General features: G+C 58.7%; 19 protein-coding genes. 5 read left to right on the forward strand and 14 right to left on the reverse strand.

Annotation, left to right across the window (positions count from 1 at the left end):
• Positions 1 to 51: 51 nt before the first annotated feature.
• Positions 52 to 285 (reverse strand): DUF3203 family protein, encoded by a 234-nt coding sequence (locus tag ACYZTR_RS13165; protein WP_461979401.1) that lies wholly within the window; start codon positions 283 to 285, stop codon positions 52 to 54.
• A 137-nt stretch (positions 286 to 422) separates the two neighbouring features.
• On the opposite strand from ACYZTR_RS13165, the gene ACYZTR_RS13170 reads away from it, so the two are divergent.
• Positions 423 to 929: an MgtC/SapB family protein gene (locus tag ACYZTR_RS13170; RefSeq protein WP_461979402.1), complete on the forward strand. Its 507-nt coding sequence runs from the start codon at positions 423 to 425 to the stop codon at positions 927 to 929.
• A gap of 117 nt (positions 930 to 1,046) precedes the next feature.
• On the opposite strand, the gene ACYZTR_RS13175 is transcribed toward ACYZTR_RS13170, so the two are convergent.
• Complete coding sequence (locus tag ACYZTR_RS13175; protein ID WP_461979404.1) at positions 1,047 to 1,214, reverse strand: hypothetical protein; 168 nt, start codon at positions 1,212 to 1,214, stop codon at positions 1,047 to 1,049.
• A 229-nt stretch (positions 1,215 to 1,443) separates the two neighbouring features.
• Here ACYZTR_RS13175 and ACYZTR_RS13180 point away from each other — a divergent pair, with 229 nt between their 5' ends.
• Genes ACYZTR_RS13180 through glgB form a run of 3 tightly spaced genes read left to right on the forward strand, consistent with a single transcriptional unit; the run spans position 1,444 to position 9,072 of the window.
• The gene (locus tag ACYZTR_RS13180) at positions 1,444 to 3,438 is read left to right on the forward strand and encodes an alpha-1,4-glucan--maltose-1-phosphate maltosyltransferase (RefSeq protein ID WP_461979406.1); all 1,995 of its coding nucleotides are present in this window, start codon (positions 1,444 to 1,446) and stop codon (positions 3,436 to 3,438) included.
• Positions 3,439 to 3,496: 58 nt separating this feature from the next.
• Positions 3,497 to 6,838: a maltose alpha-D-glucosyltransferase gene (treS, locus tag ACYZTR_RS13185; RefSeq protein WP_461979408.1), complete on the forward strand. Its 3,342-nt coding sequence runs from the start codon at positions 3,497 to 3,499 to the stop codon at positions 6,836 to 6,838.
• 2 nt (positions 6,839 to 6,840) lie between these two features.
• Entirely contained in the window at positions 6,841 to 9,072 is a 2,232-nt protein-coding gene (glgB, locus tag ACYZTR_RS13190) for a 1,4-alpha-glucan branching protein GlgB (RefSeq protein ID WP_461979410.1), read from the forward strand.
• A 64-nt stretch (positions 9,073 to 9,136) separates the two neighbouring features.
• Here the strand turns inward: glgB and ACYZTR_RS13195 are convergent, their stop codons facing one another.
• From ACYZTR_RS13195 to ACYZTR_RS13245, 11 genes are all read right to left on the reverse strand, one after another.
• Positions 9,137 to 10,090: a D-2-hydroxyacid dehydrogenase family protein gene (locus ACYZTR_RS13195; RefSeq protein WP_461979411.1), complete on the reverse strand. Its 954-nt coding sequence runs from the start codon at positions 10,088 to 10,090 to the stop codon at positions 9,137 to 9,139.
• Positions 10,091 to 10,105: 15 nt separating this feature from the next.
• Complete coding sequence (locus tag ACYZTR_RS13200; RefSeq protein ID WP_461979413.1) at positions 10,106 to 11,131, reverse strand: alpha/beta fold hydrolase; 1,026 nt, start codon at positions 11,129 to 11,131, stop codon at positions 10,106 to 10,108.
• Positions 11,132 to 11,216: 85 nt separating this feature from the next.
• Entirely contained in the window at positions 11,217 to 11,651 is a 435-nt protein-coding gene (locus tag ACYZTR_RS13205) for a YqaA family protein (protein ID WP_461979712.1), read from the reverse strand.
• Positions 11,651 to 12,097, reverse strand: coding sequence for a DUF411 domain-containing protein (locus tag ACYZTR_RS13210; RefSeq protein ID WP_461979415.1), 447 nt, complete (start codon positions 12,095 to 12,097; stop codon positions 11,651 to 11,653). The genes ACYZTR_RS13205 and ACYZTR_RS13210 overlap by 1 nt, the downstream gene beginning before the upstream one ends.
• A gap of 161 nt (positions 12,098 to 12,258) precedes the next feature.
• Complete coding sequence (locus ACYZTR_RS13215; protein WP_461979417.1) at positions 12,259 to 14,250, reverse strand: methyl-accepting chemotaxis protein; 1,992 nt, start codon at positions 14,248 to 14,250, stop codon at positions 12,259 to 12,261.
• Between the two features lie 214 nt (positions 14,251 to 14,464).
• A complete protein-coding gene (locus tag ACYZTR_RS13220; protein WP_461979419.1) occupies positions 14,465 to 15,418 on the reverse strand; it encodes a GNAT family N-acetyltransferase in 954 nt (317 codons plus the stop codon).
• On the reverse strand, positions 15,418 to 16,707 hold the full coding sequence (locus ACYZTR_RS13225) for a phenylacetate--CoA ligase family protein (RefSeq protein WP_461979714.1): 1,290 nt from the start codon (positions 16,705 to 16,707) through the stop codon (positions 15,418 to 15,420). The genes ACYZTR_RS13220 and ACYZTR_RS13225 overlap by 1 nt, the downstream gene beginning before the upstream one ends.
• Before the next feature lie 65 nt (positions 16,708 to 16,772).
• The gene (locus tag ACYZTR_RS13230) at positions 16,773 to 19,175 is read right to left on the reverse strand and encodes an acyl-CoA reductase (protein WP_461979421.1); all 2,403 of its coding nucleotides are present in this window, start codon (positions 19,173 to 19,175) and stop codon (positions 16,773 to 16,775) included.
• Position 19,176: 1 nt separating this feature from the next.
• Positions 19,177 to 20,307 (reverse strand): LuxE/PaaK family acyltransferase, encoded by a 1,131-nt coding sequence (locus ACYZTR_RS13235; protein ID WP_461979423.1) that lies wholly within the window; start codon positions 20,305 to 20,307, stop codon positions 19,177 to 19,179.
• Between the two features lie 21 nt (positions 20,308 to 20,328).
• Positions 20,329 to 21,570: an MFS transporter gene (locus tag ACYZTR_RS13240; RefSeq protein WP_461979425.1), complete on the reverse strand. Its 1,242-nt coding sequence runs from the start codon at positions 21,568 to 21,570 to the stop codon at positions 20,329 to 20,331.
• Positions 21,571 to 21,846: 276 nt separating this feature from the next.
• Entirely contained in the window at positions 21,847 to 21,984 is a 138-nt protein-coding gene (locus ACYZTR_RS13245; protein ID WP_461979427.1) for a hypothetical protein, read from the reverse strand.
• Positions 21,985 to 22,134: 150 nt separating this feature from the next.
• Here ACYZTR_RS13245 and ACYZTR_RS13250 point away from each other — a divergent pair, with 150 nt between their 5' ends.
• Positions 22,135 to 22,323 (forward strand): hypothetical protein, encoded by a 189-nt coding sequence (locus ACYZTR_RS13250; RefSeq protein ID WP_008024801.1) that lies wholly within the window; start codon positions 22,135 to 22,137, stop codon positions 22,321 to 22,323.
• Positions 22,324 to 22,342: 19 nt separating this feature from the next.
• Here ACYZTR_RS13250 and ACYZTR_RS13255 read toward each other — a convergent pair whose 3' ends face one another.
• The gene (locus ACYZTR_RS13255) at positions 22,343 to 22,714 is read right to left on the reverse strand and encodes a fe2+ zn2+ uptake regulation protein (RefSeq protein WP_461979429.1); all 372 of its coding nucleotides are present in this window, start codon (positions 22,712 to 22,714) and stop codon (positions 22,343 to 22,345) included.
• Positions 22,715 to 22,851: the final 137 nt, after the last annotated feature.

Raw genomic sequence — 22,851 nt, forward strand, 5'->3', positions numbered from 1 at the left:
ACTCACCTATTGCGATAAAAAGCGGATCAGATGGGCGTTGATCCGGATCGGTCAAATCACCGAATCACTGTCGGTAGCCTTCAAATGCCTACGACCGTCCACTGCGCCTGCTACGGTCAATGCGTCGGCTTCTGCTTCGGTGATGTAGACGCGCTGGCCGTTGAGCTCCACCGCCGACATGGCTTTTTCCGAGTCGGTGATGACGGTGACGTCGGGGCACAGACGAATTTCTTCGCCGTTTTCGGTTATGAAGAAGCAGGTCTGGTTTTCGATGCGCACAGTCATGGAAGTGTCCTTTTTTCTGCGGGGTCTAACGTGTTAGGGCACAGCCGAGCTTTATCGTTCTGAGCAACCGATTAATGGTCGACGTGGTCCATCCCGAATCGAATAACTTTTTATCCAATCATCACAAGGACAACACCATGAACGCTTGGTGGCATGAGGTTTGGGTGACCCTGCAAGCGGAGTTCGCCGACATCGGCGACGCTTCACAACTGACGCGCATTACGGTGCGCTTGGTGATGGCGGCGTTGTTGGGCGGGATTCTCGGCTTCGAACGCGAGCACAAAGGCAAGGCCGCCGGGGTCCGCACCCACATGCTAGTGGCACTCGGTGCCGCGCTGTTTGTGCTGGTGCCGCAAATGTCCGGCTCACAGGCCGATGCCATGAGCCGGGTGGTGCAGGGCGTGATCGCCGGGATCGGCTTTCTTTGCGCGGGGACTATTCTTAAAAACACCGAGGGCGACGAAGGGCACGTCAAAGGCCTGACCACTGCCGCCGGGTTGTGGATGACCGCCGCCATTGGCGTCTCGGCCGGGTTGGGGCGAGAGGCAACGGCGGTGCTCAGTACGTTGTTGGCGTTGGCGATTTTCAGTGTGATGCCCGTCGTTGTGCGAATGATCGACAAGGACAAGGATCAAAATCCGTGAACTGATGATCGTTCCCACGCTCTGCGTGGGAATGCCTCAATGGACGCTCCGCGTCCGCTTCGGCAGGGACGCGGAGCGTCCCGGGCTGCATTCCCACGCAGAGCGTGGGAACGATCATTACTCGGGCGTAACGATCACCGGCGGCATCGTTTCCGGCGGGTCTTCGCGCGCAGGTGGAAGGGTGCCGGGCGGCTCTTGCTCAGGCACAGGTTCAGGCTCGGTCGGCGGTATCGTCGGGCTGTCGATGTTTGGATCAGGCGTCTCGGCAGGGATTGGAATGCTCATAAATTTAGCCTCCGGTGGCACATGGCGTAAGCCGTGCTTAAGTGTATTGACCACTGTGCAAAGGCATTGATTCCCCCGGAGGCTCAGGCAAATGCTCGTGAACTTTACCGGTGCCTGTCGCTCGGAACCTAAGTGAGTTCATTCCGGGGCGGACGGTCCTGCGGGATGGCTATCCAGTGACAAACCACAGACACAAGAGCGTCCATGGGGCGTAAAGGAGAGATGCTCGATGACTGCTGAAAAACCGACAGAGCTGAACTACAACCCTCATATGCCGCTGTCGCAGGCTTTACTGCTACCGCGCATCGCAATCGAAAACACCATGCCGACACTCGATGGCGGGCAGTTCGCCGTCAAAGCCGTGGTCGGTCAGGACGTGGTAGTCACCAGCAAAGTGTTTGCCGACGGTCACGACACGTTGGCCGTGCGAGTGCGCTCGCGTGCCGAGGGCGACGAAACCTGGCAAAGCGAAGTCATGATTGACTTGGGCAATAACGGGTGGCAGGGCCAATTCCGGGTCGCGCGCCAGGGCCGTTATATGTTTTGCATCGAAGCCTGGATCGATCAGTTCGCCAGCTTCTGTTATGAGCTGGAGAAAAAACACGCGGCCAGGGTGCCGGTCAGTCTGGAATTGCAGGAAGGGCGAACGCTGGTCCAGCAAGCCGCCGAACGCATGGAAGGGCTGCTGAGTGACCAACTGGCGGCGCTGCACCACGAATTGTCGGGTCTGCTCGAAATCGAGCAGGTCGAGCTGTTTCTGCACCAGCGCAGCGCCGAGCTGATGTCCCAGGCCGATCATCGGGCCTATTTGAGCATCAGCCCTGAGTACCCGCTCGACGTCGAGCGGGGCCTGGCGCAGTTTGCCAGTTGGTATGAACTGTTTCCGCGTTCGATCACTGACGATCCGGCCCGTCATGGCACCTTCAACGATGTGCATTCGCGGCTGCCGATGATCCAGGACATGGGCTTCGATGTGCTGTACTTCCCACCGATCCATCCGATCGGCCGCAGTTACCGCAAAGGCCCGAACAACTCCCTCACCGCCGGGCCGGACGATCCGGGCAGCCCGTATGCCATCGGCAGCGAAGAGGGTGGGCATGAGGCGATTCATTCCGAGCTGGGCACTCGGGAAGACTTCCGGCGTCTTGTTGCGGCGGCCGCTGACCATGGGCTGGAAATCGCCCTCGACTTCGCGATTCAGTGTTCCCAGGATCACCCGTGGCTGGAGCAGCATCCGGGCTGGTTCAACTGGCGGCCGGACGGCACGATCAAATACGCCGAGAACCCGCCGAAGAAATACCAGGACATCGTCAACGTCGATTTCTATGCCGCCGATGCGATTCCGAGTCTGTGGGTCGAGTTGCGCGACATCGTGGTGGGTTGGGTCGAAGAGGGCGTGAAGCTGTTTCGCGTCGACAACCCTCACACCAAACCGCTGCCGTTCTGGCAGTGGCTGATCGCTGATGTGCGGGCGCTGTACCCCGAGGTGATTTTCCTGGCCGAAGCCTTTACCACCCCGGCGATGATGGCGCGGTTGGGCAAGGTCGGTTACTCCCAGAGCTACACCTACTTCACCTGGCGCAACAACAAGTCCGAACTGGCGACCTACTTCACCGAACTCAACGAGTCGCCGTGGCGTGAATGCTTCCGGCCGAACTTCTTCGTTAATACCCCGGACATCAACCCGGCGTTTTTGCATGAGTCGGGGCGTGCGGGGTTTCTCATCCGCGCGGCGCTGGCAACCATGGGCTCGGGTCTGTGGGGCATGTATAGCGGCTTCGAACTGTGCGAAGCGGCACCGGTGCCGGGCAAGGAGGAGTACCTCAATTCCGAGAAGTACGAAATTCGCCCGCGGGACTTCACTGCGCCGGGCAACATCATTGCCGAGATCGCCCAGCTTAATCGTATCCGCCGGCAGAACCCGGCGCTGCAGACGCATCTGGGCTTGAAGGTCTACAGCGCGTGGAACGACAACATTCTGTATTTCGGCAAACGCAGCGCGGATGGCAGCAATTTCATTCTGGTGGCCGTCAGTCTTGATCCGCAAAACGTCCAGGAAGCGAATTTCGAATTGCCGCTGTGGGAAATGGGCCTGGCCGACGACGCCAGCACCCAGGGCGAAGACTTGATGAGCGGTCATCGCTGGACCTGGCATGGCAAGTATCAATTCATGCGGATCGACCCGGCGAATCAACCGTTCGGGATCTGGCGAATCACCGTTTAGCACTGATCGTTCCCACGCTCTGGGCCGAGGCACTTTCCAGTTTCAACAGGAGCTTCAAATGGCGAAGAAACCCAAGGCTGCCACCTTTATCAAAGACCCGCTCTGGTACAAGGATGCGGTGATCTACCAAGTACACGTTAAGTCTTTTTTCGATTCCAACAATGATGGAATCGGCGACTTTCCCGGCCTTATCGCCAAACTCGATTACATTGCCGATCTGGGCGTCAACACCATTTGGCTATTGCCGTTCTATCCCTCGCCACGGCGCGACGACGGCTACGACATTGCCGAATACCGTGGCGTGCATTCCGACTACGGCACCATGGCCGACGCCAAGCGATTCATCTCTGAAGCCCACAAACGTGGCCTGCGGGTGATTACCGAACTGGTCATCAACCACACCTCGGACCAGCACGCCTGGTTCCAGCGTGCGCGCAAAGCCAAACCGGGCTCGGCGGCACGGGACTTTTATGTCTGGACCGATGACGATCAAAAATACGACGGCACTCGCATCATCTTTCTCGACACCGAAAAGTCCAATTGGACCTGGGATCCGGTGGCTGGCCAGTACTTCTGGCACCGCTTCTATTCGCACCAGCCCGACCTGAACTTCGACAACCCGCAAGTCATGAAAGCGGTGCTGTCGGTGATGCGCTACTGGCTCGACATGGGCATCGACGGTTTGCGTCTGGACGCGATCCCGTACCTGATCGAACGTGACGGCACCAACAACGAAAACCTGCCCGAGACCCATGATGTCCTCAAGCAGATCCGCGCCGAAATCGACGCCAATTACCCTGACCGCATGCTGCTGGCCGAAGCCAACCAATGGCCGGAAGACACGCAACTGTACTTCGGCGACACCGACGCCAAAGGCCTGAACGGCGACGAATGTCACATGGCGTTCCACTTTCCGTTGATGCCGCGCATGTACATGGCGCTGGCCCAGGAGGATCGTTTCCCGATCACCGACATCCTGCGCCAGACCCCGGAGATCCCGGCCAATTGTCAGTGGGCGATTTTCCTGCGCAACCACGATGAGCTGACCCTGGAAATGGTCACCGACAAGGAGCGCGATTACCTGTGGAATTACTACGCGGCGGACCGTCGGGCGCGGATCAACCTGGGGATTCGCCGACGTCTGGCGCCGTTGATGGAGCGCGATCGTCGCCGCGTGGAATTGCTCAACAGCTTGCTGCTGTCGATGCCCGGCACGCCGACCCTGTATTACGGCGACGAAATCGGCATGGGCGACAACATTTACCTCGGCGACCGTGACGGCGTGCGTACGCCGATGCAATGGTCAATTGACCGTAACGGCGGCTTCTCCCGCGCCGACCCGGCCAGCCTGGTGCTACCACCGATCATGGACCCGCAATACGGCTACCTGTCGGTCAACGTCGAAACCCAGGCCGGCGACCCGCATTCGCTGTTGAACTGGACCCGGCGCATGCTCGCCGTGCGCAAGCAGTCCAAGGCCTTCGGTCGCGGCACGCTGAAAATGCTGTCGCCGAGCAACCGGCGGATTCTGGCCTACACCCGGGAATTCACCGGGGCCGACGGCAAGCACGAGATCATCCTGTGCGTGGCCAACGTGTCCCGTAGCGCACAAGCGGCGGAGCTGGACTTGTCGGCTTACGTCGGCATGGTGCCGGTGGAGATGCTCGGCGGTAACGCCTTCCCGCCGATCGGCCAGTTGAATTTCCTGCTGACCCTGGCGCCTTACGGTTTCTATTGGTTCGTGCTCGCGGCGGAAAACCAGATGCCGAGCTGGCACGTGGAACCGGCGCAAAGCCTGCCGGACTTCACCACGCTGGTGCTGAAAAAACGCATGGAAGAACTGCTCGAGGCGCCGTCCCGCGGCACGCTGGAGCAGGGCATCTTGCCGAGCTGGCTGCAGAATCGCCGCTGGTTCGCCGGCAAGGACGCAGCCATCGAGCAGGTCAACATTGCTTACGGTGTGCGTTTCGGTGATCCGCAACACCCAATGCTGTTGAGTGAAATCGACGTCACCAGCGGCGGCCAGACCAGCCGCTATCAGTTGCCGTTCGGCTTTATCTCCGAAGATCAGGTCGGTGCCGCATTGCCTCAGCAACTGGCCTTGTCTCGGGTCCGGCGCGTGCGTCAGGTCGGTTTGATCACCGACGCCTTCAGCCTCGACACCTTTGTGCATACGGTCTTGCACAACATACAAAGTAATTCCGTATTGCCATCCAGCGCGGGCGAAATCCACTTCGAGCCGACGGCGGAACTGGCGAAACTCGGTCTGACCGGGGAATCGGAAGTGCGTTACCTGTCCGCCGAACAGTCCAACAGTTCGGTGGTGATCGGCAACAGCCTGGTGCTGAAACTGATCCGCAAGGTCGCGTCTGGCGTGCACCCGGAACTGGAAATGAGCGCGTTCCTGACCAACGCCGGTTTCCGCAATATTTCACCGCTGCTGGGTTCGGTGGTTCGCCGTGATCCGGCAGGCGAGGACAATCTGCTGATGATTGCCCAAGGCTACTTGAGCAATCAGGGCGACGCTTGGGAATGGACCCAGAACAACCTCGAACGGGCACTCCGCGACGAACTGGCCGACGCCATGTCCGAGCAGGAGCAACACTACAACGCCTTGGGTGAATTGAGAGACTTCGCCGGCATGCTCGGTCAGCGTCTGGGCGAAATGCACCAGCTGCTGGCGGCGCCCAGCGACAACCCGGACTTCGCCCCGCAGGTCACCTCCCAGAAAGATGCCCTGGCCTCGGCCAAGGACGTGGCGGTGCAACTGGAGTACGCGCTGAAGTTGCTCAAGCAGCATCAAAGCGAATTGAATCCGGCAGACAGAGCCTTGGTCAGTCGTTTACTGGACAACAAAAAAACCATCCTCAGCCATGTTCAGGAACTGGGAAAAAAAGCCGCCGGTGGTCTGCGGATTCGTGTCCACGGCGACTTGCACTTGGGCCAGGTGCTGGTCATCAAGGGCGACGCTTACCTGATCGACTTCGAAGGCGAGCCGGCGCGGCCGCTGCACGAACGTCGGGGCAAACACAGCCCGTACAAAGACGTCAGTGGCGTATTGCGTTCCTTTGACTACGCTGCGGCAATGGCGATCAACGTGCACAACGTCGACAACACGGCCGATGCCCAAGCCGCTCGTCAACGTGTCGCCGATCGCTATTTAAATGAAGCAAGACAAGCATTTGTCGACGCATATCGGCTGGCGGCAGCTAGTCTTGCTCATGCATGGCAAGATCCGGAAGGCGAGGACGCCGCGCTGGCGTTGTTCGGCCTGGAGAAGGCAGCGTATGAAGTGGCCTATGAGGCAGAAAATCGCCCCACCTGGTTGCCCGTGCCGTTGCACGGTTTGTATGGGTTATTGAGTGGGCTTAAACCCTTTTCCGATCTTGGTGGAGAGTAGTCATGAGTTTCTCGAACAAGGAACAGGGTCACGCTAAAGAAGCGTTGCTGCCCAGATCGCGGGACATCGACGCATTGGTACGCGCCGAACATCAGGACCCCTTTGCAATTCTCGGCCCCCACGGCGATGGTGCCGGTGGGCAATTTATTCGGGCCTATTTACCGGACGCCTTGAGCGTGCAGGTACTGGCCAAGGACTCCGGGGAGGAACTCGGCAACCTTGAGGCGACCCAGACGCCGGGCTTGTTCGTCGGGCATTTCGATCGGGCGCAGCCCTATCTGCTGCGAACCCGCTGGGCCGGCGGCGAACAAGTTTCCGAAGATCCTTACAGCTTCGGCCCATTGCTCGGCGAGATGGACTTGTACCTGTTCGCCGAAGGCAATCACCGCGATCTCAGCGCTTGCCTCGGCGCGCAGCTGAGGACGGTCGACGGTGTCGATGGCGTGCGGTTCGCCGTATGGGCACCGAATGCCAAAAGGGTCTCGGTGGTGGGTGACTTCAACAACTGGGACGGTCGCCGGCACCCGATGCGCCTGCGCCATCCCACCGGGGTCTGGGAGGTGTTTATCCCGCGCCTGCAGGCGGGGGAAACATACAAATACGAAATCCTGGGTGCCCAGGGCATTTTGCCGCTCAAGGCTGACCCAATGGCGTTGGCCACTTCGCTGCCGCCGGATACCGCGTCAAAAGTCGCTTCACCGCTGAACATCGATTGGCAGGACCACGAGTGGATGCAATCGCGTGGTGACCGTCATCAGCCGAGCGCGCCCCTGTCGATCTACGAATTGCATGCCGGGTCCTGGCAATGCGAGCTGGACGATCTGGGCGAAGTGGCGCGCCAGTACACCTGGCATGAGTTGGGCGAACGACTGATTCCGTATGTGAAGGAACTGGGCTTCACCCACATCGAACTGATGCCCATCATGGAACACCCGTTCGGTGGTTCATGGGGTTATCAGCTGCTGTCGCAATTCGCCCCGAGCGCCCGCTACGGTTCGCCGCAAGACTTCGCCGCGTTCGTCAATGCCTGTCACCAGGCCGACATCGGCGTCATCCTCGACTGGGTGCCGGCGCATTTTCCTACCGATACGCACGGCTTGGCGCAATTCGACGGCACTGCGCTGTACGAATACGGCAACCCGCAGGAAGGTTTCCATCAGGACTGGGACACGCTGATCTACAACCTGGGTCGCACCGAAGTGCACGGCTACATGCTGGCCTCGGCGCTGCACTGGCTCAAACATTTTCACGTCGACGGCCTGCGGGTCGATGCCGTGGCATCAATGCTGTATCGCGATTACTCGCGCAAGGCAGGCGAATGGGTGCCGAACCGTCACGGCGGCCGGGAAAACCTCGAAGCCATCGACTTCCTGCGCCATCTCAATGACGTGGTCGACCTCGAAGCCCCCGGCGCGCTGGTGATTGCCGAAGAATCCACCGCGTGGCCGGGTGTCAGCCAGGGCACGCAACAGGGCGGACTGGGTTTCGACTACAAGTGGAACATGGGCTGGATGCACGATTCACTGCACTACATCCAGCAGGACCCGGTGTACCGCGCCCATCACCACAACGAGCTGAGCTTCGGCCTGGTGTATGCCTGGTCCGAGCGCTTTATCCTGCCGATTTCCCACGACGAAGTGGTACACGGCAAGCACTCGCTGATCGACAAGATGCCGGGCGATCGCTGGCAGAAATTCGCCAACCTGCGCGCCTATCTGAGTTTCATGTGGGCGCATCCAGGCAAGAAGCTGTTGTTCATGGGCTGCGAGTTTGGTCAGTGGCGTGAGTGGAACCACGATCAGCAACTGGACTGGTACTTGCTGCAGTACTCGGAACACAAAGGGGTGCAGAAACTCGTCGGCGATCTCAATCGGCTGTATCGCGAAGAACCGGCGCTGCATGATCAGGACGACGCGCCGCAAGGCTTCCAGTGGTTGATCGGCGACGATGCGATCAACAGCGTCTACGCCTTTATGCGCTGGAGCAAGGAGGGCCGACCGGTGCTGGTGGTGGCCAACTTCACCCCGGTGCCGCGTAAGGCCTATCGCATCGGCGTGCCGTTTGCCGGGCGTTGGACCGAGCTGATCAATAGCGATGCCGACACCTATGCCGGTTCCAATTACGGCAACAGCGGCGGGGCGTTTACCGAGGAAGCGCCGAGCCATGGGCAGGAACTGTCGTTGGTGTTGAACTTGCCGCCGCTGGCGGTGTTGATGCTGCGTCCGCAGGGTTGATCTAAAACCGCGTCACCGCCATCATGCGATCAGGCTCTTGCTCGCGATGTGCAATGACGCGGAGTCAGCTCAACAGGCGAATCGGTTCTCCGACCGACCAGGCTTGAATATCCTCGATCATCTGCGAGAAGAACTGCTGGTAGTTGTGCTGGCTGACATACCCGACGTGGGGCGTGGCCAGCACATTGTCCAGGGTTCTGAACGGATGATGAGCGGGCAAGGGTTCCTGCTCGAAGACGTCCAGCGCCGCGCCTGCCAGTCGCTGTTTCTGCAGCGCCTTGATCAACGCCACCTCATCGACAATCGGCCCGCGGGCGGTGTTGACCAGCAGCGCCGTGGGTTTCATCCAGTCCAGCGCTTGGGCGTCGACCAAGCCTCGGCTGCGATCGCTGAGCACCAGATGGACCGACAGCACATCGGCCTGTTCAAACAGCTCCTGCTTGCTGACATAGGTCACGCCGGTTTCGGCCGCGCGCTCGGCGGTGAGGTTTTCGCTCCAGGCGATCACCCGCATACCGAACACCTGACCGAACTGGGCAACGCGAGAGCCAATGCTGCCCAGACCCAGAATCGCCAGAGTCTTGCCCTGCAGATCGCCGCCCAGCGCTTGCTGCCATTTGCCTGCGCGCAGGGCATTGGCTTCGGCCACCAGGTTGCGGGTCGCGGCCATGATCAGCGCCCAGGTCAGTTCCGGGGCGGCGTGCTTGTAACTGTCGGTGCCACAGACCTGGATACCCAGCGCGGTGGCGGCTTCCAGGTCCAGGGCGGCGTTGCGCATGCCGCCGGTGACCAGCAGCTTGAGTTTCGGTAAGCGGCGCAGCAGGTCTTCATCGAACCGGCTGCGTTCGCGCATCACGCAGATCACCTCAAACTCACCCAGCCGTGCCGCCAGGGTGTCGTTGTCGGCCGGGTAGTCATGGATGAAGTTCACCTGACCGATGGCGTCCAGCACCGACCAGTCCACCACGCCACGGGCCACATCCTGCCAGTCATCAATCACCGCAATCTGCACAGCCATCAGAGCCTTACCTCATCAATGAACGGGGTTGGTTTTGTTCAGCCAGGCGAGCAGGGACTGGTGGAATTGCGCCGGTTCTTCCATTTGCGGCGCATGGCCCATGCCGGGGAATTCAACCAGCGTCGATTGGGGAATCAGTTTTGCCACGTTTTTGCCAAGGACGTCGTAATGACCGATTTTCGCCTTGACCTCGGGCGGTGCGATGTCCTTGTTGATGGCCGTGGTGTCAGAGGTGCCGATCAGCAGCAGCGTCGGCACTTTCAGGTCTTTGAATTCGTAGTACACCGGTTGGGTGAAGATCATGTCGTAGATCAGCGCCGAGTTCCACGCCACTTGGGTTTTACCCGGGCCTTTGGCCAAGCCCGCGTACATGTCCACCCAGCGGTCAAACTCGGGTTTCCAGCGACCGTCGTAATAAGTGCTGCGCTGGTAGTCGTGGATGCGTTGCGCGGTCACCTTCAGCTCGCGTTCATACCATTGATCCACTGTGAGATACGGCACGCCGAGGGCTTTCCAGTCCTCAAGACCGATAGGGTTGACCAGGGCCAGTTGTTCGACCTGTTCGGGATATTGCAACGCATAGCGGGTGGCAAGCATGCCGCCAGTGGAATGTCCGAGCAGACTGGCCTTCTGGATGCCGAGAGCTTTGAGCAGTTGTTGAGTGTTGGCGGCCAGTTGCTGGAAGCTGTACTGATAGTTGTCCGGTTTGCTGGAGGTGCAGAAACCGATCTGGTCCGGGGCGATGACCCGGTAACCGGCTTCGCTCAGGGCCTTGATCGAGGTTTCCCAGGTTGCACCGCAGAAATTCTTGCCGTGCATCAGTACGATACTGCGCCCGTTGGCCTTGCCAGACGCGGCAACGTCCATGTAACCCATTTGCAGTGATTTGCCCTGGGACTCAAAGGCGAAATGCTTGACCGTGTAGGGGTACTCGAAACCCTGCAGCTCCTGACCATATTCCGGGCCTTCGGCGTGAGCAATGACGGGCAGTGCAGCGGTCAGTAGCAGGCCGGGTAGCCAGCGGGAAAGGGTGAGGGACATGGGTGAACTCCGTTGGAAATCGGCCGATGCTGGATCGGCACGATTAGGGCGTCATTAAACACAGGCAATCACGGTGCATGATCGTTCAATGCATCCAGCCCGCTGTGGCCAAAGCCAGCACGCCATAACGGGCGGCCTTGGCGAGGGTCACGATGAATAAAAAACGCCCCAGCGGCTCACGCATCACGCCGGCCACCAAGGTCAGTGGATCACCGATCACGGGCACCCAACTCAGCAGCAACGACCAATGACCATAGCGCTGATAATGGATTCGGGCTTTTTCCAGATGACGCGGGCTGACCGGAAACCAGCGCCGATCGCGAAACCGCTCGATACTGCGGCCCAGCCACCAGTTCACCAGCGACCCCAGAACATTGCCCAACGTCGCCACGGCGAGCAGCGACCAGAGCCAATACTTGCCGCTGAGCAACAGGCCCACCAACACCGCTTCGGACTGCAAGGGCAGCAGGGTTGCCGCACCGAATGCCGCGAAAAACAGCCCGAAGTACGCACCGAAGATCAATGGGCGGGGTAGTCCGTCACCACCACATCAGTGCCGTCCTTTTTCAGGCCGATCACCTGGTATGCGTCGCTCACGCCGTCCATTTCCATGCCGGGCGAACCCATGGGCATGCCGGGGGCGGCAACGCCCAATAGATCGTCGCGCTTGCTCAAGGCCAACACCTGATCGGCCGGAACATGGCCTTCAACGAATTTCCCGTTGATCAAGCCGGTGTGGCACGACGCCAGACGCGGAGGCACGCCGTGCTGTTGCTTGAATTCGCTCATGTTGGTTTCGACGTGATCGTCGACTTTGAAGCCGTTGGCCTCCAGATGGCTGATCCATTTTTTGCAGCAACCGCAATTGGCATCACGGTGAACCTCGATCGGGATCAGGTCAGCGGCCTGGGCCAGGGAGGAAATCAACAGGGCGCTCAGGGCGACCAGACGCAGATGGGTTCGCATGGGGAATCTCGTTTCGAATTGCGGCCAAAAAAAAGCATTCTGACCCGTTTGGCCAACATCGAGGCAGGAGATTGTTTCGAAGTAATACCGAATAATCAGCTGCGCCCCAAATCGTTGTAGCAGCTGGCGAAGGCTGCTACAGGTCGTGCGTCAGCTGGAAATCAGCGGACCTTGAACCGCCCCATAATCGCGCTCACGCGGCTGTTGGCTTCCAGCAGTTGTTGGGTGTTGAGCTCGCTGGCCTGGCCGCTTTTCACCAGTTCATCGACCATGTGGCGGATCTGCACCATGCTGCGGTTGATCTCTTCGGTCACCGCACTTTGCTGCTCGGCGGCGGTGGCGATCTGGGTGCTAAGGCTGTTGATATGGCTGACGGAACCGGCCATTTCATCCAGACCGGTGTTGACCCGTGCCGTGGCATCGGCGGCCAATTGGCAGCTGGCCTGGGTGTTTTCCATGGCGCTTACCGACGAACTCACGCCCTGAGTCAGGCGGGTCAGCATTTCGTTGATTTGCGAGGTGCTGGCCTGAGTGCGGGCGGCCAGGGCACGCACTTCATCCGCCACCACCGCAAAACCGCGGCCTTGTTCGCCGGCACGGGCGGCTTCGATGGCAGCGTTGAGTGCCAACAAGTTGGTTTGCCCGGCAATGGCGCCGATCACTCCGAGAATCTCAGTGATGCGTTGCGTGTCCTGCTGCATGCTTTCGACCTTATGAGTGGCGCTGGCCACTTCGTCGATCAGGGCAATCACGCTGCTGGACGCTTCGCCCACCACGATCCGCGAATGGTCGGCGTTTTCGTTGGCGCGCTGGGTGAAGGCAGCGGTTTCGGCGGCGTTCTGCGCGACGCTTTCGGCGGTGGAACTCATCTCGGTGATGGCGGTGACGGTCTGATCGGTTTCCGACGCGTGACGCACCAGAATCTGGCTGGTGTGGGCGGACGTGCGTTGCAGGTTATCCAGGCTGGATGCCATGGCGCCAGTGGCCTGGGTGACTTCGCCGATCATGTTCTGCAAATAGGCGATGAAGGCGTTGACCGAGTGGCCGATGGCGCCCAGTTCGTCTTCGGCGCGAATGGTGATGCGTTTCGTCAGGTCGGCGTCACCGGCAGACAGTGCGTCGATGTTGGCCCTGAGGGCTTTCATCCGCTGGATCAGTTGGCGAATCGCGTAGATCTGCAACAACACCAGCAGGATCACCATCGGGATCTGCAGCAGGCTCAGCATGCTGAGCACGTCGTCGCGCTGGGCGGTGATCAGCTTGGTCGGCAGGGCCGTGGCGAGGAACCAGGGTGTGCCTTCAATCGGACGCATGAAGAAAGTATTGGGTTCGCCGTTGTCGTCGAATTCGACACGCTGCGACTGGTCACGGTTTTGCAGGCCGGCCTTCACCTGAGTGGCGAACGGCGAGTTGCCGGCCAGTTCACTGATGTTCTTCAGCACGATCGGCCCGCTGATGCGCGAGCTGTTGCTGATGATCTTGCCGTCGGCCTCGACGATCAGCATTTCGGCGCCGAGGTCTTTTTCCTTGCGCGCGATCAGGTCATTGAAGAAGCCCAGGGTCACGTCGATGGTCGAGACACCATAGGCCGCGCCATTCTTCTGGATTGCCATGGCGCAGTTGGTGCGCGGCTCGGCGCTGGCGTCATCTTTATAAGCAGCTGCCCAGGCGCATTGGCCGCGTGGGGTCTGCATGCCACCCTTGTACCAGGTCTGGTCGAAATAGTTGGGCGCGGCGTCGCTGTTCCAGAACGTGTTAACGGCCAATTTCCCCGAGGCATCGCGGTGCCAGAAGGTGCTGAACTTGTTGCGTCCGGCTTCACGCTGACCGGGCAGTGGCCAGATGCCGCCGCCGAAGACTTTCAATTCACCGTACTGGTCGACCAACCCCGGCAGCACGCTGTCGATGGCCGCACTGTCGAGCAGGGGAATGGTCTGGGTGATGCTGCGCTGTTGCGCCTGAACCTTGTTTAATTCGCCCTGGATTTGCTCGGCGACTTCGGCGATGCGGTTGAGGGCCACTTGTTCTTCGGTGTGGCGCAGCTTGGGCGCGACCAACTGGCTGATGCCGACCACTGTCAGTACGGACAACAGCAGAATGAACAGGACCAGAAATAGCGTGTAACGAGCCTGAATGGTACGGAATGCGGGCATGGGACCGGTCCTTTTGCAGCGTGCTTGTTGTGATTGTTGGTACGGAAAATTGGCGCTTTCAAGGGCTATCGGCTTGGGGAAGCCGAGCATTAGGTACGACAGTGCAAGAACGGCGTGAGGTGACGGGTGGCGCGCCGTGAAAGGTGTCGTAGTGGATACACATAACTAACCAACGTGGACGTAGTTCTTGTACAAGGAACGTTTTATGGTCGCCTCAAGCGGCTGAGCAAGCGCTGTCCTGTGCAGCGTTGCTGCTGAGGGTGTTGCCGTTTTGCTGTAAGTCGTCATGCAACCGTTGCATGTGCGGGCAATGCAGTTCGAGGTGCCGAGGCTCGGCCCCTCGATGAAACAGCGCGAACCACCCTTGACTGTATGGCGTGGGCATCAGCCCGGTGAAGGTGAAACCGAGGGCCGACAAATTGCTTAGATCCTCGGCAAAGTGCCAGGACAGTTCGAGTTTGGCCGAGATCAACCAGCGCTTGGGCAGGTGCCGGATTTGATCCAGAAGCTGTTTGTTCAAGCGCTGAATGAGTATTTCGAACCGTTCATGGTGATGTTCGATTTGCACAGGCAGAGGAAGGCAAGGCGCCATGCCCTGGTGGGTGCCAAATACTGAACAAAGGTACTGCATGAACGCTCGGCAACTCTCGGGCCATGGGGTATCGGGGAGCGGGCGTTCATGTCCTTCATTCATGTGACAACCCAGCACCATGGTTTCCCGCAACGGCTCAGTGAGTGGCGACGCGATGTAGTCGGGAAGCAAACCAGTGCTATGGAAGCCGATTTTTTCTGCCATGCGTTGAGTGTACGGATGGTGGGTCACTTGCTTGATCGAGAGGCTTTTTAGCTTCAAGGATTCTGAACGATCGATGAGTTGCGAGCCAAGAAGTGTCGCGACGTTTTGCCCTTGAGCGGCAGGATGCACCGCCATGAGCGCCAGTTCAGCGGTTGATGAAAGCGCATCGAGGCACAACGCGGCGTGTCCCAGGACGTGCTTGTCGTCCACCGCGACGACGGATTGCCAGCGACCCTCGGTATTGTGCTGATTGATCATGGTCGGCAAGTAAATATCTGGCCTGGCGTAATGATCGCCGTAGATCTTGCGAAATAACTGGCTCACGGCCTGTGCGTCGGAAGGCTGGTAGCGCCGAAAAATCAATGGGCTCATCACGCGGGCTCCGGCGAGGGGGCGTCATACACTCGTAAGTCCAGGATCCGCGGTTGTTTGCCGGAGCGGGGATGCAGGCTCAGGTCTGTGACTGCGCAGGGCAGAACTCGCAATTCGAGCAGCCCATCGCGACTCAGGTCGTCGATGTCGGGGTATTGGGTGACCAGCGCTTCTTGTAATGCCCGGAGCATTGGCTCGACACTCTGTTGCTGGGGCCCGGGTACCCATTTCACACTCAAAATGTCCTTGTAACCGGTATTTTCGATAAGCAACTGCCATTGGCTGCTGTTGGTAATCCGCTCGACGATCTCGCTTATTTCGGCAGGAAACAGCGACATCACACCGACTCGTATCCGCTGGCTGTACGCACTTCGCCCCTTTAGAGCAAATTTACGCCTCGGGGTCGCGCCGGGTTCACGCCAGCAGGCAAGGTCACCCACCGGGTAACGCAGCAAGGGCATGAGCCGACGAGCCAGATTGGTCACCACTAACAGCCCGGTGCGATCGCATTCTTCGATGACCTCACCGGTGAGTTCATCGACGATTTCCAAAAGGGTATGGCGTACGAACACCCGATGTTCGCCCAATGCACAGTCGCGGTCGGAAGCCCCGATGAGACCGGCGTCCACGCTGGCATAGCCAATCGAAGCGATGCGGGCATTGGGGAACACTTCGGCGAAGATTGCCAGTTGCGCAGCAAACAGGCTTTCTCCTGCATAAAGCAGCGTTTCGACCCCGCACAGCACTTGCCGATGCTGTGCAAGGTACGCAGCGAATCGCAGTAACTGTGCGGGGACCCCCGCCAGAACATTGATTCGATGTCGAGAAATGGCCTCGGCCAATCCATCCAGTTCGACTTGGCCGGTGAACGGAAATTCACAGATGGATTTCCCGACATGCGCCAATGAGTGATGCGTGAACAGAAAACTGGCGTAAAGGTCTCCGGAAAAAAACAGATTCGCCACCCGGTCGCCGTGGTTCAGTTGATTCGCGAGGCTTTGACCAAACGTGCTGACCATGGCGTGCCATTCGTCTCGGGAGTAAACCGAGAGTTTGCCCTGGCCGGTCGATCCTCCAGTTTTGAATACCAGAGCATTATCGACAGCGCCTGTCAGGACCGGCCAGTGATGCAGGTCATTGCTGTCGGCCCAATAGTCGTTCACGTTGATCAGGGGTAAATCTTTTAAATCAGTACTGTTCAGCGGTAAGTGTTTCAGGTGTGTGCAATAGAAGTTGGAGTGTTGCCGTACATAAGGCACAAGTTGCTCAAGCAAGTAGGGTGATTTCACTGGGTTCTCGTTTATGATCAGGCATCTGGTTAAAAGAACAAGTTCACGGAACAAACAGTCTATTTTTATTTTCTTTGATCGATGACCAGGGGTGTCTTGCCACTGTGTTTGTTTCGGCTGAACTCATGTTCGGCACACACTTCAATTGCCACTATTAACAACGCGGTGCTCACGGCGTTCGCCACGGCTAAATGTGTCATTAGTTGGTCGTGAACTCGGTCGGCATCCGCATTCACTCGGATCCGCATGCGTTCGACACCGTTGGCGGTGTGGTCCAGAAGAACTTGAATGGGTGAACCTACAGTTTGTTGCAGAGCGGAGGGCGAAATGAACTCCGTGCCAATTCGAACCAGCTTGCCGTGCCGCTGCAGCAGCTCGAATCGCGGTGAATCCAGTCCACAGGGGCAGGCGCCGGGTATCCAGCGACCGGTATCTCCTACTTCATATCGGCGTACGGTTTGATCTTGTCGGGCGAGGGAAGTAAAGAGCAGGCGACCCCTCTCGTTGCTCTGAACCGGTACGTCCTGTTCGAGCTGCACGATTTCCAGGTGCTGGATGTCGCTCATCAAGTGAAACACGCCATCCGCAGTTGCCGCGCAGGCATGCCCCAGGGGACCTGCGTCAACAGAGCCATAGAGTGCAGAGCGAATGGTCGTGACCCCACAGCTTTCCATCAGGCGCCGACTGGCTTCTCCCGGATGCTCTCCGCCGAGGAATACTTTGCCAATGTCGGCGTACGCGCGAAGTCGAGCCTGCTCGGTGTAAAACAGGCGATGCAAGGTACTCGGCATGCCGATCAGCACAGTGATACGCCGGTCTACGATCAATTGGGCGATTTCGCTGAAGTCATCCTCTTGGGGCGCCCCCATGGGGAAATGCGTAACGCTCATCTGTTCAAGGATTGTGGAAAAACTGAAGAACCCGCCGTACAGGTTGCCGCCATAGAACAGGTTCATGACCCGGTCTTGTGACGGATCTAACCCCGCAGCGAACATGCCATCAGCCGCGGCGCGCATCTCTCGTTGATAAACGCGATAGCTTAAACCGGCCAGGGCCGGAGTCCCGCTGCTGCCTCCGGAGCGGAAATGCAACTGTGCCGCGCAGCCAATCGGCTGGGCCGTGAAGGTGTCTTTGTTCATGATCGGATCATTGGCGGTGTCGGGGGCAGGTGGAACCGGGTCGAGCGTTGCCCGGCCCGTCGAGACTTCGGGGGCCAGACTCACGGAGAGACGGCGACTCAGGCGCGACAGTGCATAGACACCATCGTGGGGCTCACCGGCGTAGCCGTCATGAATCGACGCGCAAGGCGCAATGCGGGTGACGCCTGCGTTGACCAGTGTTCGAACGAGCTCGGGTGTTTCTACCGGGGTGCACATCAGGGCGCAGCTTTGCAACACCGTGCGCCAAGGCAACAGCGTCTCGGCGATCAGGTGCCGGGGTACTGGCTTCAGCACAATCGTACGAAACAGCGGCGACGGCGCGAGCGTTTGATGGTGCTCCCAGATCACACGCCAACCGAGGCCGTTCCAGACCCGGCCGGTCTGGTTGGTAAAGCAGTATTCCAGCCGCGCCATGGTTGTGCGGGTGGTGATCTCGCAAGCCTCCGGGTCTGTGGGCACCAGCGCTGGCCAGTGGGCAGCGCGACGTTTGAAGGCTTCGGCCAGACGCTCCCCCAGATCCATCAGAACTGCCGGATCGTTGCTGTCCACCAACACCCATTGCGGGCTGGAACACGCCTGCTGATCGAAACGACAGACCTCATCCACCAACGCATCCAGCGTCGAAAGACTCGCCGCGTCGGGCGATAGATAGGCAAAGCTGATCCTGTGCCCCCAGTCGATCCAGCGGCATCCGGCCGGAATTTGCTGTCGAATCGATTTGAGCGCCTTTTCCCCACCCCAGGCTGACACGCCATCGGCCTGAGCGCAGAGTTGAGGTATGCGAGAGGTGCTCACCGGCAAAACGGCGACGAATTCGGCAAGCCTGCCGCTGATGTCGCAGCGCACAAGGGCGGCCAGCAACCGAGCGGTAAAACCCTCATCATTTGAGCTAGGGCGTAGCCAATTGATGTTACCGGCCAGCAGGCCTTCGATGACTGCGCAGAATGCGAGCATTGGCGCATTGCCCGGAGTGACATGCACCACCAGCCCCAAAGGGTGCCAACTTTCGAAGCTCGGCTGTTGGTAGTCGATACGCCTCAGCGAACGAGGGTGCACGCCCAGTTCCTGCTCCAGCTTTGTGCTCAGATTGCCGGGCTGGCAGAAATCCATAAGTCCCTGACGTTGATCGTCTTCGAGGGACAGATCCAGGCTGCGAGTCTGTAATTGCGTGGCGAAACGAGCCGCTGACTCGATCACGGTATCGCTGTCGATCGGCGCAGAAAGCAACTGAGGCAATTGTTCCTGAAGGAGGTCGAGGGCGCTTTCCAGGGTAATGTCGTCACGCAATTGGCCATTGATCAAGTACATATCAAACTCCTTCGAGCAGTTCTGAGGCAGCCATGGCACAGCTGCGACTGGCGGTGGTACCGGCACGTCCGTGCAGCTCGAACCAATCGGTCGCCAGGCCGCATTCGCAACTTGCGCCAGGGTGCAGTGTCGCCAGATCGCCCATGACCACGGCATGCGCCGGGCTTGACGAAATGTACGGGGAGACGAATTCCAGCAAACCGCGCTGGCCGTATGGCTGGACAGTGAAATCGGATGGGTTGCGCACGAAAACCTTCGAGTAAACCGGTACATGGAAATGATGGTGGGCACACTGGAGGTAAGGTACGGCATGCTCTACTGCGCCGTAGCCGTCCCGGCAGCGGGACAGGTCGACACCTAATTGCCGATTGATTCGGGCATACAACTCAAGCAACGGAATTTCCTGCGCTGCCTGGGTTTTCCAGCCGCCGCCCAGAAGCACCAGTGACTGGGCAGGTAACTTGAGATTCGGCGCAGTGGTGTCTTCCATGTGCTGTAGCGCATGTGAAAGGAACGCTGGAAATCCGAGAATTCGAACGGGTAAGCCTTCGTCGGCAAACTCCTGCAAGGCGCGAATAACACCAAACAGGTCGAACTCGTGACCTTTACGGGTCAGGCGCAATCCGTAGACAACCCGGTTGACGGGCGCATAGCTGCACAGAAACTGGTCGGTATAAGCGGTGCCCAAGGCGTTGGCGGCCTCGGGTTCGTAGCTCAGAAGCAAGTAATTGCAGGGGCTGTCCGGGGTATCCCAGGCGTAGTGGCGGAAAATGTGGCTCACCATGCCTTGGGCCGCCGCCATGCTGCGAAGGTCATAGCGCATGCGACTCTTCTGGCCGCTGGTGCCCGATGATGTCAGCTCCAGCGCGCCTTCACCGGTGGGGCTGAACAGCAGGTGACGTTTGAAGTAGTTGGCGAAGATCGGCGGCAGTCTTGACCAGTCATCCAGTGTTTCAAGGTCTCGGGCTTCGAGCCCGTTGGCGTTTAGCCAGCGTTCGTAACCCGGCGTGTGGTGACAATGAAACAGACTGATTTCCCCCATCGCCTGGTCGAACAGGCCGTCGGGCACGGAATCCAGGCAATAGGGTTGCGTTAACGCGCAGAGCGCATCGGTGTGGGGTAAATGGATCATCAAAAGACCTACGTTGTGGTGTCAGACGGCAAGCGCGATGTGGGAGCGCCGCAGAAACAGGCGTAGGGGTGCCAGGCACAGAAGCCCCGCAATACCCGCCATCAGGGCAAAGGATTCGTGGCTATTACTGGCCCCGGCCGCAGCGATAATCGAGCCGCCACCGCCCATGACGGCGATCGACATCATGCCGATCATCGCCGAGACCAAGCCTTTGCTGTCGTCGCTTGCAAACAGCGCAAGCCGGTACAGCGCGGCATTGCTCATGCCTAGCCCAACGGCGTAAAGCGCCAGGCAGCTGATCAGCACGGCTGTCGAAGCGCCGTAGAAGCTGACGGCGACTAGCGCGATGAGGCCGCCGCAAAACGGCCAAAGCGCGTATCGAATCAATTGTGGTAATTCAGTGTGGGCAATCAGTCGGTTGAGAATCAGGTTGCCGAGAATGACCGCCGCAAACACCGGGATTTGCCACAGGCCGTACTGCAAAGGTGAAAGTCCCTGGTTCTGGATCAGCAAGAGCGGCGCCAGGCCGATCCACGCAATCAACGGCAGGCTCATCACGCCTAGCGCGACAGTTGCACTCAGGAATCGCGGGTTAGCCAGTAACGCCAGATAGCGGCACACGGTGCTGCGCCATTCAAAGCGCACGGCTTCCAGTCGATGACCGTCGTAGCGCAGGGTGCCCACGGTTTCCGGCATGAACAGGTAAAGCCCAAGCCAGACCATCACGCCGCCCAAACCCAGCAGTAAAAACAGCTCCCGCCAGGACAGCCATTCCAGCAGCAGGCTTCCGAGCAACGGCCCCAGAAGCGGGGAGAGCAACGCAACGTTCCCCAGCAACGCCATGATTTTGACCGCGTCGGCTTCGCAGAAAACTTCTTGCAGGGCGGGATAGCTGACCGCAATGACAAAACCCAATCCCATGCCCTGAATCAGTCGCAAGCCGTTGAACGCATCAATGCTTTGCACGTTGAACGCAGCGGCACAGGCCAGCGCGAATACCGCACAACCGATGAGCAACATCCGGCGGCGACCGAAGTGATCAGACAGTGGTCCGATAAGCCATTGCAGAAGAATGCCTCCCGCCAAATACAGATTGAAGGCGTAGGGAACATGGTCGGGGTTGGCATCCAGTTGACGGGTGACCGTCAACATGGCCGGCATGATCATGTCGCTGGCCATATAGGTCAGAAGTTCGAAAGAAGTGATTGCAAGGCAAAAGCCCAATAAATAGTGGGGGCTGATATTGATTAATGGCTTGTGCATGGCATCCCTGTTCTTTAGTCGAAGTTTGATAGCGGGTTTTATTGCGATGGGCCGAGAATAATCATCGAATGTGAATAGCCCCAATGAACTATTAAGACCAAAAGCTTCAATGGTTATCGCTATGTTTCGATGTGCGCCGGGAAGGAAATAAGAGGTGAATATGCACGTACGAAAAATGCCCGCGACAGGGCGGGCATTTGTTCAGCATTTATTGGATGGGGTATTTAGCTTACGAATGAAGGTTCAATTATTCACGCGTTATGACACAACCATCCGTTATCGATGCTGGTAATAACCCGGCCCACCCCGGTCGTAATGATGACCGCCGTGCCAGCCGCCCTGGGGGAAAATGATGCAGCCGCTCAGGGAAAGTAGGTCAAGCAGCGGAATCAGCAGTGTGATTCGACGGAACATTTCAAAATCCTTATGGGGCAATAAAGCCAAATCTCTTGATCGGCTGTAACATGAGACCCCGTTTGTAGCGTCACATCCCCGGAGAAAGGTAGGGGCTTGGCATGCACTTGGATACAAACCGGATACATTTTTCAGGTTCAGGAATTCGCAATGACTCAGTCGCAACGTTTGAAATACTCGATTCTGATCTCCCTCGTGGTGTTGGGGATCATGTTCGGCCTTTCGTATCTGCAAAACGCAGGCGTCATCAGCGAGAAGCTGTTTCAGTACATCGCCATCGGTGTGGCGGTGATCGTGGTGGTGATCAATGGCGTGATGCGTCGCAAGGTCAAACCCTGAGCGACGCACCTTGAGCGGATCACTCGCGTTGGAGCATGGCGGCAGCGTGCGGATGCAGGCTGTAGCTTTTATCCGGGTTGAGCGTGATCACGCCTTCGCTGCACAAGCGTTTCAACACTTCTCTCACACTGAGAAAGGACAGGGGAATGTCCAGGTCCAGCAAGTGACTGTGCACGCCGCGCACGCCAAGGCTACGGTCGCTTTTGGCGGCATTCAGCAAGGCGTCGATGACTTTGAGGCGGATCAGACTGGTGCGCAGACCAAAGCTTTTGAGCAGCGACCTGATCCGCTCGTTGCCATTGCGCTCACCCCGTTGACTGAAAACACCGGAGCTCATGGCAGAGCCCTTTGGCGCATTGCTACCGTCCGTTGGCAGTTGCGAGTTGTACATGCAAAAACTCCTTTTCCGAGCCGGCCAGGAAATGTGATGGGTGCTCTCATTCAGTAAGACGGATGAGCAGGGCAAATAATGAAGCCGCGAATGTAGAAATTTTGTCACCATCACGTCAGCAGCCTGTGAGATGCCCG

The organism is Pseudomonas sp. Hz4, from assembly GCF_054898165.1.